The sequence below is a fragment of the Siminovitchia fordii DSM 16014 = CIP 108821 genome (genome assembly GCF_000374565.1).
In the GTDB taxonomy this organism is placed as follows: domain Bacteria; phylum Bacillota; class Bacilli; order Bacillales; family Bacillaceae_C; genus Siminovitchia; species Siminovitchia fordii.
The window spans coordinates 45381-58938 of record NZ_KB894703.1; the positions used below are offsets into that span (position 1 = coordinate 45381).

Below are 13558 nucleotides of genomic sequence, written 5' to 3' on the forward strand. Positions count from 1 at the left end.
CTTACAAATAACTACTACTTCACGAGGATTAACAGACAAGAAGATTAAAACAGGATGAAAACAAGTGAGCGCAAAATGTAATAAATATAAAAAACAATAAAAGCGATTAATAAACAATAAAATATTACGAAAAAGTGTGGTGTAGAAATGGCTGGTTTAACCATCTCTTCATTGGAAGATATGAAACTGAAAGAATTATATGAACTTGCCCGCGAATACAAAGTTTCCTATTACAGCAAACTTACAAAAAAAGAATTGATATTTGCCATTTTAAAAGCTCGTGCTGAACAGGAAGGCTTCTTTTTCATGGAAGGTGTCCTGGAGATCATTCAATCTGAAGGGTTCGGGTTTTTAAGACCGATCAACTATACTGCAAGCTCAGAAGACATTTATATTTCAGCTTCGCAGATTCGCCGGTTCGACTTGCGCAATGGCGATAAGGTTTCAGGTAAAGTCCGTCCGCCTAAGGAAAACGAGAGATATTACGGATTGCTGCATGTGGAAGCGGTTAATGGGGATGATCCGGAAAGCGCAAAGGAACGAGTCCACTTCCCGGCGTTGACCCCACTTTATCCGGATAGGCAGATCAAACTGGAAACGACTCCTTCGAAACTATCTACGAGAATCATGGACCTTATTTCCCCAGTTGGTTTTGGACAGCGCGGCTTGATTGTGGCTCCTCCGAAAGCCGGTAAAACAATGCTGTTAAAATCCATTGCCAATTCAATTACGACAAATCATCCCGAAGCAGAATTGATTGTGCTGTTAATTGATGAAAGGCCTGAAGAGGTTACAGATATCGAACGGTCGGTAGATGCAGAGGTTGTAAGCTCCACATTCGATGAGGTTCCTGAAAATCACATAAAAGTGGCTGAACTTGTACTTGAACGCGCTATGAGGCTTGTGGAGCATAAGCGTGATGTTATCATATTAATGGACAGTATAACTCGGCTGGCCCGTGCGTATAATCTTGTCATTCCTCCTAGTGGAAGAACGCTTTCCGGAGGTATTGACCCTGCTGCATTTCATCGTCCAAAACGGTTCTTCGGTGCTGCCAGGAATATTGAAGAAGGCGGCAGCTTGACGATTCTCGCAACGGCTCTGGTAGATACAGGGTCTCGGATGGATGATGTCATTTATGAGGAGTTCAAGGGGACAGGGAACTTGGAACTTCACTTAGATCGTTCACTGGCTGAAAGAAGGATTTTCCCTGCCATCGATATCCGACGTTCCGGTACAAGGAAAGAAGAGCTTCTTATACCGAAAACTCAGCTTGAAAAAATGTGGAAATTACGTAAAGCGATGTCGGACACTCCCGATTTTGCGGAAAAGTTTCTGCGCAAGCTGAAGCAAACGAAGACGAACGAAGAATTTTTTGAAGTGTTGACTACAAAGTAAAACTTAAAATATTTACTTCTGCATGAATTGCATTTTTTCTATCATCTTGTTATAATAAAAAATGTGCTTTTTTGAATTACTGCAGAAAAAAGTCTGCATCGTAATATAGAACTCTGTTTCAGCAAATGATTCAGGGCATTAAGGAGATGAAATGTAATGAAAGCAGGAATCCATCCAGAATATAAAAAAGCGACAGTAAAATGTGCATGTGGAAATGAATTTGAAAGCGGCTCTGTAAAAGAGAACATCCGTGTGGAAATTTGCTCAGCTTGCCATCCATTTTACACTGGCCGTCAAAAATTCGCATCTGCGGACGGACGCGTTGATCGCTTCAATAAAAAATACGGACTTAAATAATCCACTGAAACAGGCAAGGCAACTTGCCTGTTTTTTTATGCCTAGGTTTGTGGATTACTTGTTAAAAAATGCTTAAATCAGATTTAATTGTGGATAATGTCAAATTGGATTTCGAAACTGGAACAGGGGTGTGGATAATTGGAACTCATCAATCAAAAGGGGTCAATAGAAGTAATTTGCGGCAGTATGTTCTCCGGAAAAACGGAGGAATTGATCCGCCGGATCAGAAGGGTCCAATATGCACGGCGAAATTTAATGATATTCAAGCCGCAACTGGATGATCGATACAGTATCAATGAAGTTGTTTCCCACAACGGACTTTCCGCCATGGCACAGCCCGTGGCTAATGCCAATGACATTATCCAACGGGTTCATGCAGATGTGGATGTCATTGCAATCGATGAAGTGCAGTTTTTTAATGAAGAAATTGTGGATGTCGTAAATCAATTGGCTGATTCAGGGCATAGAGTGATCGTAGCGGGGTTGGACCAGGATTTCCGTGGAGTACCTTTCGGTTCCATGCCTGAGTTGTTATCCATGGCTGAATATGTGACAAAGCTGCATGCAGTGTGCGTTGTCTGCGGGGAACCTGCCAGCCGGACGCAGCGGCTGATTAACGGCAAGCCTGCCTGTTATGATGATCCGATCATTTTAGTAGGAGCTTCTGAAGCCTATGAAGCAAGATGCCGCCGCCATCATGAGGTTCCTTTGGGAATTAGCGAACATTTAAAGCAGCCGGTGAAAAATGTAGAATAGACTTATCAACAGAAAATCCAGCCAAAGTGCTGGGTTTTTTATTTTTTTATATTGTCCACATGTTAGTAAAGCACAAAAAACATTAAAACCTTTTTCAAAACTGACCGTCTAATATATAGAGGATCAGGGGGGGAATGCCTTTGGAATGTCATTGAAAACGGCGTGACGTTCAAAGATTTGAAAAAAACAAAAGAGCCCAATATCTCTGGAAGTCGTATTTTTCCGATCCTTGCTCGAAGAGTCGCATAAAATAAAGATTAAGTGATGGTGCGATCGCTTCTTCAAATGGTTGCTTCGGTTTCGGCATGCTTGTGGAGGATTAATAATGCTAACAGTTGCGATTCAGTTAGTAAAAACATCTACTACTTGTAAGAAATTTCTATATAATAGATTTAGGTAAGGTAACAACAGGGTATCTGATGTGCTAAATTTTTGGAGGTGAATCACTTAATGTCTAGTGATAACGAGATTTTATTAGATAAGGAAAAAGAAAGAGAACCAAAAATTAAAGTAGAGAGAAAAGAGGGAGAGCCGACTGGGGCGTTCAAAGGAGCTTCCTGGGGAGCACTGTTAGTGGGTGTTACAGCTTATCTCATCGGTTTGTATAACGCAGCAATGCAATTGAACGAAAAGGGATATTATTTTGCAGTGTTAATATTCGGGCTCTATTCAGCGGTATCTTTACAAAAAGCAGTAAGAGATAAAGATGAGGGAATACCAGTTACAAATATTTATTATGGAATTAGCTGGTTTGCACTTATTGTATCGATTGCGTTAATGGCTATCGGTTTATACAATGCAGGAAGTATTGATTTAAGCGAAAAAGGATTCTATGGCATGGCATTTGTTCTTAGTATATTTGCAGCCATAACCGTCCAGAAGAATATAAGGGATACACAGAGGGCAAGAGAAAGAGATTAGTTGTTCTCCGTTATATCAATGATCGAGCGCACTGCATGAATAAGAGTGCGCTTCTTGAATTGGACCAAGTTGTAAGAAATAAGTTCAATGACAGGTGTACAGTTAAAAAAGGTATTTTTAAAAAAATGAAGATCTAAATTAGCCAATACAAATCAAAAGTAGGGGAAGAAAATTGCTATGATGGAAATAGTTGATATCACTTTTGCTAAAAGTGAATATGGTCAAGTACTTGATCTTGTACATACACGCAATATCAAGGAAATCCTCTGGCTTATTACAAATGATTTAAATGATTTTGTAAACTGAACACTAATAATTACCACACACCTAGTCATTCTCCCAGGCATATATATTTGATAATAATTTAATGGTTTGACTTCCGACGTACAGGAAGTACTAGTGCAAGCGAAGCGACAGGACGTCGCGCTCTGAGCCTGCCGGCGTACAGGACGCTCTAATGCCAACGAAAGGTGGTTCCGCATTCCGAATCACTCTGTACGTCGCTAACCGTCGCCCTACGCTCTTCTTATAAAAAAGTTTGCTTTGCAGAAAGTGGAAAGTGTACTATAAAAAGAGCATGTAAGGAAAAATTTTGAGGTGAAGACTCGTGTTCGATAAATTACAATCGGTTGAAGACCGTTATGAGAAATTAAATGAATTGCTAAGCGACCCTGAAGTTGTCAGTGATTCGGCAAAGCTTAGGGAATATTCGAAAGAACAATCTTCAATTGCTGAGACCGTTGAAGTGTACAGGGAGTATAAAGAGGTAAAATCTGAGTACGAAGATGCCAAAGTAATGCTGGAAGACAAGCTGGATCCAGAAATGAGAGAAATGGTTAAGGAAGAGATCGATGAATTAGGAAACCGGATCGAGGAACTGGAAGAACGGTTGAAGATTCTCTTGATACCAAAAGACCCTAACGACGATAAAAACGTCATTATGGAAATCCGTGGGGCAGCTGGAGGTGATGAGGCGGCATTATTCGCAGGTGACCTTTACCGCATGTACAGTAGATATGCAGAAGCGCACGGATGGAAGACCGAAGTGATTGAAGAGCATTCCACGGGCCTTGGAGGTTTCAAGGAGATCATTTTCATTATTAACGGAAATGGAGCCTTTTCCAGGTTGAAATATGAAAATGGTGCACACAGGGTGCAGCGTGTTCCGGAAACGGAATCGGGAGGTCGTATTCATACATCAACAGCGACGGTAGCTGTCCTTCCTGAGGCGGAGGAAGTGGAAGTGGAAGTACACGAAAAAGATATACGCGTTGACACATTCGCTTCTAGCGGCCCTGGTGGACAAAGTGTCAATACGACGATGTCTGCCGTTCGTTTAACCCATATTCCGACTGGAATTGTTGTTTCCTGTCAAGATGAGAAGTCTCAGATTAAAAATAAGGAAAAGGCGATGAAAGTTCTTCGCGCCCGCATTTATGATAAATTCCAGCAGGAAGCACAAGAAGAATATGATGCCAACAGAAAATCGGCTGTTGGAACAGGTGATCGTTCGGAAAGGATCCGTACTTACAACTTTCCTCAAAACCGTGTGACTGATCATCGGATCGGTCTGACCATTCAGAAGCTGGATCAAATTTTGGAAGGCAAGTTGGATGAAGTTATTGATGCACTGATTGTTGAAGATCAATCCAAAAAGCTTGAAAGTGTGGAAGATTAATTGTCAAATGAACGAACCATATTCAAAGCCCTTTCCTGGGCTTCTTCTTTTTTAAAAGCGAATGGACGAGATGCCAATGCAGGTGAAATTTTGCTGAGATCCCAGTTGAACATGAGCCGGTCCAAACTCCTTGCTGAACAAAGAATTCCTCTTGATGATCATGAATGGGGGCGGTTTGAAGAAGCAGTTAAGGAACATGCTGCCGGCAGGCCGGTCCAGCATATCGTAGGATACGAAGAATTCTACGGAAGAAAATTTCTTGTAAATGAAGATGTTCTTATTCCGAGACCAGAGACAGAGGAGCTGATTGAGGCTGTTTTACAAAAATTGGATGCAACCTTCACATCCTCTTTATCAGACTTGAAGACTGCGGATATTGGAACGGGGAGCGGAGCTATAGCCGTCACATTAAAATTGGAGAGGCCTGTTCTTTCCGTCTTTGCATCTGACTTATCCGAAAAGGCGCTTCAGGTGGCTCAAAGGAATGCTAAAAGTCTGAACGCGGAAATTCAATTTTTACAGGGAGATTTGCTTCAGCCATTTAAGCATAAAGACATAAAACTTGATGTTGTTGTTTCCAATCCGCCATATATTCCTGTCCACGAGAAATTATCGGATGTTGTCTTTAAATATGAGCCCCATTCGGCATTGTTTGGTGGTGATGATGGATTGGCTTTCTATCGGCGGCTAGTATCTGAGCTACCAGAAGTCTTAAAAGAACATGGACTCGTGGCTTTTGAAATAGGTGACGGGCAGGGAAAGGCTGTAGCGGAATTGTTGACAGAAGACTTTCCTGAAGCGGACATTGAAGTGATTAAAGATATAAATGGAAAAGACCGTATCGTCACTATGGTATTGTAGGTATTGTAAAAAATACCATTCAATTGATTATAAGATTTGAAACTTGTCCATACTGTCCTGATGAAGGGACAGGTGGGGAATATGAGAAAAAATAGTAAACAGAAATTCTATCAAAAAAATATTGCAAGTGCCTATATAGTGATTCTTTCACTGGCAGCAGTGATGAGCTTCTATTTTCCCGAAAAGGAGAGCTCGGCAGCAGAAAATATACAAGTCATTCCGGAAGAGGCGATCCGTCTTCGCATTCTTGCCAACAGCGACAGTAAAAAAGATCAGGAAGTCAAAAGGGCTGTCCGTGATGCTGTAAATGACCAGATTAACAAATGGGTGGAAAACTTGACTTCCATTGAGAAAGCACGGGATGTGATTTCTTCAAGGCTTCCCGAGCTTGAAAAGATTGCAAAAGACGAACTTGCAAAACACGATCTACATTATTCAGTTGATATTAATTTCGGGGATGTTCAATTTCCAACGAAATTATATGGACAATATCTTTATCCTGCTGGAACTTATGAAGCCGTTTTAATCACACTTGGCGAAGGTAAAGGGGCCAACTGGTGGTGTGTACTGTTTCCGCCGCTCTGTTTCCTTGATTACTCCAACAGTGCTGCGATAAGCCAAGGAGTTGAAGAAAATGTGGATAATAGTGTGGATATGGAAATTGGGCAAGATGATAGCTTATCCTATGAGGAGGGAGAACAACCTGCAATGCCTGCTCCTGTCATAGTAGATGAACAGGAAGAGGAAGTGGAGGTCAAGTTCTTTTTGAAAGACCTTTTTGATGAGCTGCTTTGATAAACAATCAATCTCTCGAAGGGGAGATTTTTTGTTTTTATGATACTCTTGTTATTCACAAAGCAGGGATAGTTATCCACAATAAAAGGTAATTTATCCCCAGTGTGTTAATAACTGTTTAATCAAACGATTGATTAAAATATAATGTATGAAAAAAAGCTCTAAATACAATGATGGATTCATAGAAAAAAGAGGTGTAACCATGGAAACGAAATTTTGGACTGTGGATAAAGATGTGGATGGAAAAAGAAATTACCCACAGATTGTGGAAGCTGCACAGCTTTTAAAAGCAGGAGAAGTTGTTGCCTTCCCAACGGAAACAGTCTATGGACTTGGAGCAAATGCGTTGTCGGATACTGCAGTATCAAAAATATTTGCCGCAAAAGGAAGGCCGGCAGACAATCCGTTGATAGTCCACATTTCTGATGTAGAGCAGCTCGAAATATTGATTGATGATATTCCGAAAACGGCCGCTTTGTTGATAAATGAATTTTGGCCAGGACCATTGACTTTGATTCTGAAAAGAAAACCCGATACTGTTTCTTCACTGGTAACAGCCGGTCTCGACACGGTCGCTGTGAGAATGCCAGATCATCCGGTTGCACTTTCGCTTATCAACGCTGCTGGAGTTCCTGTTGCCGCACCCAGCGCCAATAAGTCTGGAAAACCAAGCCCCACCCTGGCGGGGCATGTGTTGGCTGATTTGGATGGCAAGATAGCTGGAGTAGTTGATGGCGGTTCTACAGGAGTGGGGGTGGAATCAACCGTCCTTGATTGTACCACTGAGATTCCCGTGATTTTACGTCCTGGCGGTTTGCCTAAGGAAGAGATTGAAAGAGTCATTGAACTGGTGGATCAGGATCCTGCTCTGCAACATTCGGATTTAACCCCAAAATCTCCAGGGATGAAATACCGGCATTATGCTCCGTCTGCTCCGCTGTTTTTAGCGGATGGGGACAAAGAATGGATTCAGAAGCTTATCGATAAAGAAAGGGCTTCCGGACATAAAGTTGGTGTGCTTGCACCCAGGGAATCTGCCCACTTTTACAAGGCGGATGCGGTTGCTGTCTGTGGAACCCGGGCGGATCTGGGAACTGTCGCGCAAACCCTTTATCATGCATTAAGAAGTTTTGATGAAAAGAAACTTGATATTATTTACGCAGAAGTTTATCCGGTCCAAGGGGTGGGAGTGGCAGTCATGAACAGGCTTGAAAAAGCGGCTGCGCATAGAAAGATCACACAGGGAAAAAATTGAGGAATAATCGAAGATTTATGAGCCGGAAACATGATCCGGCTTTATTTTGTTCTTTGTACCGGCTAATCCTTTTCAAAATGTCTACTCTTTCATTTCAGTGCATATGATTTTTTATAGGCACGTCCGAGGTGAAAGGAGAATAATCCATGTTGGTTCCTGAATTAGTGACATTAGTGATTATGGCTTTTGCGGTGGGAATGGATGCTTTTTCTGTTTCCCTTGGCATTGGAATATTTAAACTGCGATTACGACAAGTATTTTCAATCGGAATTTCGGTTGGTCTTTTTCATATGGCGATGCCGCTTTTAGGCATCATGACAGGACACCTGCTGTCAGCGACTTTTGGAAAAATAACGGGTTTTATCGGTGGTATGCTTTTAGTGATTATGGGAGGTCTGATGATCGTTTCAAGTTTTCGGAACGATGAGCAAACAATTGTGGCGCCAATTGGGTGGGGGCTGCTTTTTTTTAGCGTGGTCGTAAGCCTGGACAGCTTTTCCGCTGGATTAAGCCTTGGGATGTTTGGTGCAAAAGCGATTGCTGCCATGATTATATTCGGAGTGGTTTCTGCCTTTTTGACATGGAGCGGGCTTATTTTAGGCAGGAAAGTGCAAAGTTGGCTCGGGTTTTACGGAGAAATGCTTGGCGGCTTTATCTTGATTGCTTTTGGAATCAAGCTGGTGTTTATTGGCTGAAAATGTGTACATATACAATTGGGTGAAAATTTACGGCTGTTCTGGTGCAGCCTTTTTTAGTTGTAGGAAACCATAAAGTGGCTGGTCGTGAATAACTTTCTTTTTGCATAATGCCTCCGACCCCAACGGACAGAAGGGTTCTGCTTCACGTGAGGCAACAAGGTGTCGCCGCCTGGATGTTATGGACAGGAGTTCAAATCGAATTCCACAGGGTATGGTGCTTTGAGTCGGTCACTGGATTCCTAGTATGCTCCAAGACATAACTTATTTTGGAAAAGTGGTGTTACTTCGTTGGAAAGCCGTATGAAGTTATGCGAAGGTGATGCAATAGTGTAAATATAATCAGTCGATTTCCGTAGTATGTCGATATAGCTGGAGATAATGAGCTAATCGCTGCCGATGACAAATTATGTACTACTCCAGCTCCGTCCTATGTCTGCTGCTGATAAGCAGGCACTTCCTTTGCTTTTATTCGTTGAAGCTCCCCAACTAGCTAATGCCTTGCCTCCTTAATCCAATTTCCTGTAGTTGCTGAGGACCTTCCTCCCCGGAAATGTTTCTTGTTTCCCAGTGCGGATTAAAGGGATTTTTTTGGGGTTCAGTAATAAAAAGACGCATTTTGTTGTTTTCGCGATTTCAGGGAGTTATCGGGTGATTCCTCTTTTAGTGATATAATATAAAGAAAAAGTCCGCAAGGGGGCAGCTATGAAAAACATATTGTTTGTCTGCACCGGCAATACGTGCCGGAGCCCGATGGCCGAAGCTATTTTTAATCACCTTAAAAATGGGAATGCTTTTGCCAAGTCGGCCGGTTTATTTTCTGTCGAAGGCAGCCGGGCAGCAGAAAATACATTACGGGTTCTAGAGGAAAACAAGATGCACTTGGATCACAGGTCCAAACAGTTGGTTGAGGATGATTTGAATTGGGCTACATACGTGTTCGCAATGACAAAAGGTCATAAAGATATGCTAATGGACAAGTATCCGGCAGCAGCTGATAAGATATTCACATTAAAGGAATACGTTGATGGTCCCGAAGGCAGTATTGATATTGTGGATCCTTTCGGGGGAGACATTCAAACATATCGGGCGACTTTTCAAGAAATGAAAGATTTGATTGAACGTCTTTCGTTTGATTAGGGAATAGTCCTTGCGCACCAAAATGGTAACCAGACTGCCAATCTTTTATAATGAAGGAAGCGTATGATGAACAAATGAGGAGGAAAATCATTAAATGAAAGTCGCGATTGCATCTGATCATGGTGGTATCAACATCCGAAACGAAATTATCAGGCTTCTGGATGAAATGAATATTGAATATGTAGATTTGGGTTGTGAAGGCGATTGCTCTGTTGATTATCCGGACTATGCGATTCCTGTAGCGGAAAAAGTTGTAGGCGGGGAATGTGATCGGGGAATCCTGATCTGCGGAACCGGCATTGGTATGAGCATAGCTGCTAACAAAGTGAAAGGGGTCCGCTGCGCTCTTGTACATGATGTGTTCAGTGCAAAGGCAACCAGGCTTCATAATGACAGCAATATTTTAGCAATGGGTGAGCGTGTCATTGGCCCAGGGTTGGCTCGTGAAATTGCTAAAACATGGCTGGAAACAAACTTTGAAGGTGGACGTCATGAAAACAGGGTAAAAAAAATAACGGATTACGAATCGGACCAACTATGATTGAAATAAAGGGGGAGTTTTAAATGGCAATTGAACAATGGCAGGAAGAAATGCGTACTCTCCTTGACGAGTGCAGGGAAAATCTTCCGATCCAAGAGGGCAAAGTGCTGGTTATTGGCTGCTCCACATCCGAAATTGCAGGAAAAAAGATCGGAACTTCCGGTACTATGGAAGCGGCCAATATGATATACGAAGAATTAACGAAATTTGCGGATGAGAAGAAGATTCATCTTGCATTTCAATGCTGCGAGCATCTAAACCGTTCTTTAGTTGTTGAAAGGCAGTTAGCTTTGGAAAAAGGCTGGGAAGAGGTAACAGTCGTACCCGTTCGTAATGCGGGAGGTTCCATGGCCACTTTTGCATATTCGCAAATGAAGGATCCGGTGGTTGTAGAGTTCATTAAGGCAGATGCAGGAATTGATATAGGTGATACATTTATCGGGATGCATTTGAAACATGTGGCCGTGCCTGTAAGAGTCAGCCAAAAATCAGTAGGAGGAGCTCATGTGACGATTGCAACAACCCGGCCGAAGCTTATTGGCGGTGAAAGAGCAGTATATGAAAAGCAAAAACTGAACGATCAATGCTCGTTTTAACGAAAACGTTCCGTTTTTGTTCGAAAGAGGTTTGGAAAGTCTGATTCTTCATGTTAAAATATAAGCGATTAACGAATACAAGCGATACCCGAAAGGATGAGGATGAGCAATATGAGCAAACTGAGTGAAAGTAGCGCTTTAAGTGCTATTGCACAAGAAGATTCACAAGTTTATGAAGCCATTCAAAAGGAATTGAAAAGGCAGCGGACGAAAATTGAATTGATTGCATCCGAAAACTTTGTCAGCGAAGCGGTAATGGAAGCGCAAGGGTCGGTTTTGACAAATAAATATGCTGAAGGCTATCCGGGACGCCGTTATTACGGAGGCTGTGAATATGTCGATATCGCCGAGGACTTAGCACGCGATCGCGCGAAACAGATTTTTGGTGCGGAGCACGTAAACGTCCAGCCGCATTCCGGAGCTCAAGCAAACATGGCGGTTTATTTCACAATTCTTGAGCATGGAGACACTGTACTCGGCATGAACTTGTCACATGGTGGCCATCTTACCCACGGAAGTCCTGTTAACTTCAGTGGTGTACAATACAACTTTGTAGAATATGGTGTTGACAAAGATAGCCATCGCATCAATTACGAAGATGTGCGACAAAAAGCACTTGAACATAAGCCTAAGCTGATTGTCGCAGGAGCAAGTGCTTATCCAAGAGTCATTGATTTTGAGAAGTTCCGTGAAATTGCTGATGAAGTCGGAGCCTATTTTATGGTAGATATGGCTCATATTGCCGGTCTTGTCGCAGCAGGACTTCATCCTAATCCGATTCCGTATGCCGACTTTGTTACAACAACTACACACAAAACATTGCGTGGTCCACGCGGTGGAATGATACTCTGCAAGGAGAAATTTGCCAAAGCAATTGATAAGTCCGTTTTCCCAGGATTACAGGGCGGCCCGCTCATGCACGTCATTGCGGCAAAAGCTGTTGCATTTGGTGAAGCTTTGCGTGATGATTTCAAAGATTACGTAAAACTTATTATCGAAAATGCAAACAGGCTTGCCGAAAGCCTTAAAAAAGAAGGTGTAAACCTTGTTTCTGATGGAACGGACAACCACTTGCTTTTATTGGATGTACGTTCTTTGGGATTAACTGGAAAAGATGCGGAAAAAGTTCTTGATGATGTAGGGATCACTGTCAACAAGAACACAATCCCATATGACCCTGAAGGACCGTTTGTAACAAGCGGTATCCGTATAGGAACAGCTGCTGTTACATCACGCGGATTTGGAATGAAAGAGATGGACGAAATTGCCAATTTAATAGCTTTTGTTCTGAAGAACCACGACAATCAAGAAAAGCTGGAAGAAGCACGTAAACAGGTTGAAGTCATCACATCCCGCTTCCCATTATATGAATAATTTTTCTGAAGAACAGTCTGTCTGTAAAGATAGGCTGTTCTTTGGGTTTGTAGAAAGGACAGGCGCTTATGCATTTGTTCATCGTCTAGCTTCAGCGCCTATCGACTAGCAGACTTCGCGCCTTCTCCTACGATAAGTCAACATCGGCTCCGACGTACAGGAAGTACTAGTGCAAGCGAAGCGACAGGACGTCGCGCTCTGAGCCTGCCGACGTACAGGAAGTACTAGTGCAAGCGAAGCGACAGGACGTCGCGCTCTGAGCCTGCCGACGTACAGGAAGTACTAGTGCCACCGAAGCCACAGGATGTGGCGACTTCGTCGCCGTGTTTCCTTTATCTCGTCGAATGCACTCCAGTCTGTACGTCGATGGACAGGCGCTTATGCATTTGTTCTTGCCGAAAGATTTTCTTTTATGTAAAATGGGCAGGGATATAACGACCAGAGCGAGGGTGAATTGGTTCGACCGGCTTTTCAGAATCATTTCAGATGCTCCCGTCTTGATCGTAAATAAAGAACAAAGGAGAGAGCGCTAGATGGGCAAAATTCATATAATCGACCATCCTCTCATTCAGCACAAGATTACTTACATCCGCGATAAAAATACTGGAACGAAGGAATTTCGTGAGCTTGTTGACGAAGTAGCAACGCTTATGGCTTTTGAAATTACAAGGGATATGCCTCTGAAGGAAATAGAAGTGGAAACGCCGGTAAGCAAGGCCAAATCGAACGTCCTGGCTGGCAAAAAGATAGGTATTGTTCCGATACTCAGAGCAGGCATCGGCATGGTGGACGGTATACTGAAACTGATTCCTGCTGCAAAAGTCGGACATGTCGGGCTTTACCGCGATCCGGAAACTTTAAAGCCGGTTGAATATTATTTGAAACTTCCAAGCGATGTGCAAGAACGGTTTTTCATTATTGTCGACCCTATGCTTGCAACTGGCGGAACTGCCGTAGAAGCCATCCATTCGTTGAAAAAGCGCGGAGCCAAACAAATTAAGCTCATGTGCCTGATTGCTGCTCCCGAAGGGATTAAAGTTATACAGGATGCTCATCCTGATGTGGACATTTATGTTGCAGGCGTTGACGAGAGGCTGAACGAAAAAGGATATATTGTACCAGGATTGGGCGACGCCGGGGACCGTTTATTTGGGACGAAATAGTTCAGAGAAAATAAAGAAAGAAGAAGGA

At 42.7% G+C, this 13558-nt stretch carries 14 protein-coding genes; all 14 read left to right on the top strand.

Annotated elements, in window-relative coordinates; translation table 11 throughout:
* Window positions 1–147 precede the first annotated feature (147 nt).
* Window positions 148–1398, top strand: a complete 1251-nt coding sequence (rho, locus tag C509_RS0118465; protein ID WP_018708414.1) for a transcription termination factor Rho — start codon at window positions 148–150, stop codon at window positions 1396–1398.
* Between the two features lie 156 nt (window positions 1399–1554).
* Window positions 1555–1755: a 50S ribosomal protein L31 gene (gene rpmE, locus C509_RS0118470; RefSeq protein ID WP_018708415.1), complete on the top strand. Its 201-nt coding sequence runs from the start codon at window positions 1555–1557 to the stop codon at window positions 1753–1755.
* Between the two features lie 138 nt (window positions 1756–1893).
* The gene (locus C509_RS0118475; RefSeq protein ID WP_018708416.1) at window positions 1894–2511 is read left to right on the top strand and encodes a thymidine kinase; all 618 of its coding nucleotides are present in this window, start codon (window positions 1894–1896) and stop codon (window positions 2509–2511) included.
* Window positions 2512–2961: 450 nt separating this feature from the next.
* Window positions 2962–3432: an inner membrane protein YiaA gene (yiaA, locus tag C509_RS0118480; RefSeq protein ID WP_018708417.1), complete on the top strand. Its 471-nt coding sequence runs from the start codon at window positions 2962–2964 to the stop codon at window positions 3430–3432.
* A gap of 607 nt (window positions 3433–4039) precedes the next feature.
* On the top strand, window positions 4040–5110 hold the full coding sequence (gene prfA, locus C509_RS0118490; RefSeq protein WP_018708419.1) for a peptide chain release factor 1: 1071 nt from the start codon (window positions 4040–4042) through the stop codon (window positions 5108–5110).
* Window positions 5111–5971, top strand: coding sequence for a peptide chain release factor N(5)-glutamine methyltransferase (gene prmC, locus C509_RS0118495; RefSeq protein WP_018708420.1), 861 nt, complete (start codon window positions 5111–5113; stop codon window positions 5969–5971).
* 81 nt (window positions 5972–6052) lie between these two features.
* Window positions 6053–6766 (top strand): stage II sporulation protein R, encoded by a 714-nt coding sequence (spoIIR, locus tag C509_RS0118500; protein ID WP_018708421.1) that lies wholly within the window; start codon window positions 6053–6055, stop codon window positions 6764–6766.
* Between the two features lie 202 nt (window positions 6767–6968).
* Complete coding sequence (locus C509_RS0118505) at window positions 6969–8021, top strand: L-threonylcarbamoyladenylate synthase (RefSeq protein WP_018708422.1); 1053 nt, start codon at window positions 6969–6971, stop codon at window positions 8019–8021.
* Between the two features lie 146 nt (window positions 8022–8167).
* On the top strand, window positions 8168–8716 hold the full coding sequence (locus tag C509_RS0118510) for a manganese efflux pump MntP (protein WP_018708423.1): 549 nt from the start codon (window positions 8168–8170) through the stop codon (window positions 8714–8716).
* A gap of 705 nt (window positions 8717–9421) precedes the next feature.
* The gene (locus tag C509_RS0118515) at window positions 9422–9856 is read left to right on the top strand and encodes a low molecular weight protein arginine phosphatase (protein ID WP_018708424.1); all 435 of its coding nucleotides are present in this window, start codon (window positions 9422–9424) and stop codon (window positions 9854–9856) included.
* Between the two features lie 94 nt (window positions 9857–9950).
* Window positions 9951–10397, top strand: a complete 447-nt coding sequence (gene rpiB / locus C509_RS0118520; protein WP_018708425.1) for a ribose 5-phosphate isomerase B — start codon at window positions 9951–9953, stop codon at window positions 10395–10397.
* 23 nt (window positions 10398–10420) lie between these two features.
* Window positions 10421–10993, top strand: coding sequence for a TIGR01440 family protein (locus tag C509_RS0118525; RefSeq protein ID WP_018708426.1), 573 nt, complete (start codon window positions 10421–10423; stop codon window positions 10991–10993).
* 111 nt (window positions 10994–11104) lie between these two features.
* Window positions 11105–12367 carry a serine hydroxymethyltransferase gene (locus C509_RS0118530; RefSeq protein ID WP_018708427.1) on the top strand — a complete coding sequence of 421 codons (1263 nt, stop codon included), beginning with the start codon at window positions 11105–11107 and terminating at the stop codon, window positions 12365–12367.
* 533 nt (window positions 12368–12900) lie between these two features.
* Window positions 12901–13530: a uracil phosphoribosyltransferase gene (upp, locus tag C509_RS0118535; protein ID WP_018708428.1), complete on the top strand. Its 630-nt coding sequence runs from the start codon at window positions 12901–12903 to the stop codon at window positions 13528–13530.
* The last annotated feature ends 28 nt before the right edge of the window (window positions 13531–13558 follow it).

What these genes read in the sequence shown, in the direction of transcription:
- rho (WP_018708414.1), top strand. Translation starts at nt 148, where the DNA reads ATGGCTGGTTTAACCATCTCTTCATTGGAAGATATGAAACTGAAAGAA.
- rpmE (WP_018708415.1), top strand. Translation starts at nt 1,555, where the DNA reads ATGAAAGCAGGAATCCATCCAGAATATAAAAAAGCGACAGTAAAATGT.
- yiaA (WP_018708417.1), top strand. Translation starts at nt 2,962, where the DNA reads ATGTCTAGTGATAACGAGATTTTATTAGATAAGGAAAAAGAAAGAGAA.
- spoIIR (WP_018708421.1), top strand. Translation starts at nt 6,053, where the DNA reads ATGAGAAAAAATAGTAAACAGAAATTCTATCAAAAAAATATTGCAAGT.
- C509_RS0118505 (WP_018708422.1), top strand. Translation starts at nt 6,969, where the DNA reads ATGGAAACGAAATTTTGGACTGTGGATAAAGATGTGGATGGAAAAAGA.
- C509_RS0118510 (WP_018708423.1), top strand. Translation starts at nt 8,168, where the DNA reads ATGTTGGTTCCTGAATTAGTGACATTAGTGATTATGGCTTTTGCGGTG.
- C509_RS0118515 (WP_018708424.1), top strand. Translation starts at nt 9,422, where the DNA reads ATGAAAAACATATTGTTTGTCTGCACCGGCAATACGTGCCGGAGCCCG.
- rpiB (WP_018708425.1), top strand. Translation starts at nt 9,951, where the DNA reads ATGAAAGTCGCGATTGCATCTGATCATGGTGGTATCAACATCCGAAAC.
- C509_RS0118525 (WP_018708426.1), top strand. Translation starts at nt 10,421, where the DNA reads ATGGCAATTGAACAATGGCAGGAAGAAATGCGTACTCTCCTTGACGAG.
- C509_RS0118530 (WP_018708427.1), top strand. Translation starts at nt 11,105, where the DNA reads ATGAGCAAACTGAGTGAAAGTAGCGCTTTAAGTGCTATTGCACAAGAA.
- upp (WP_018708428.1), top strand. Translation starts at nt 12,901, where the DNA reads ATGGGCAAAATTCATATAATCGACCATCCTCTCATTCAGCACAAGATT.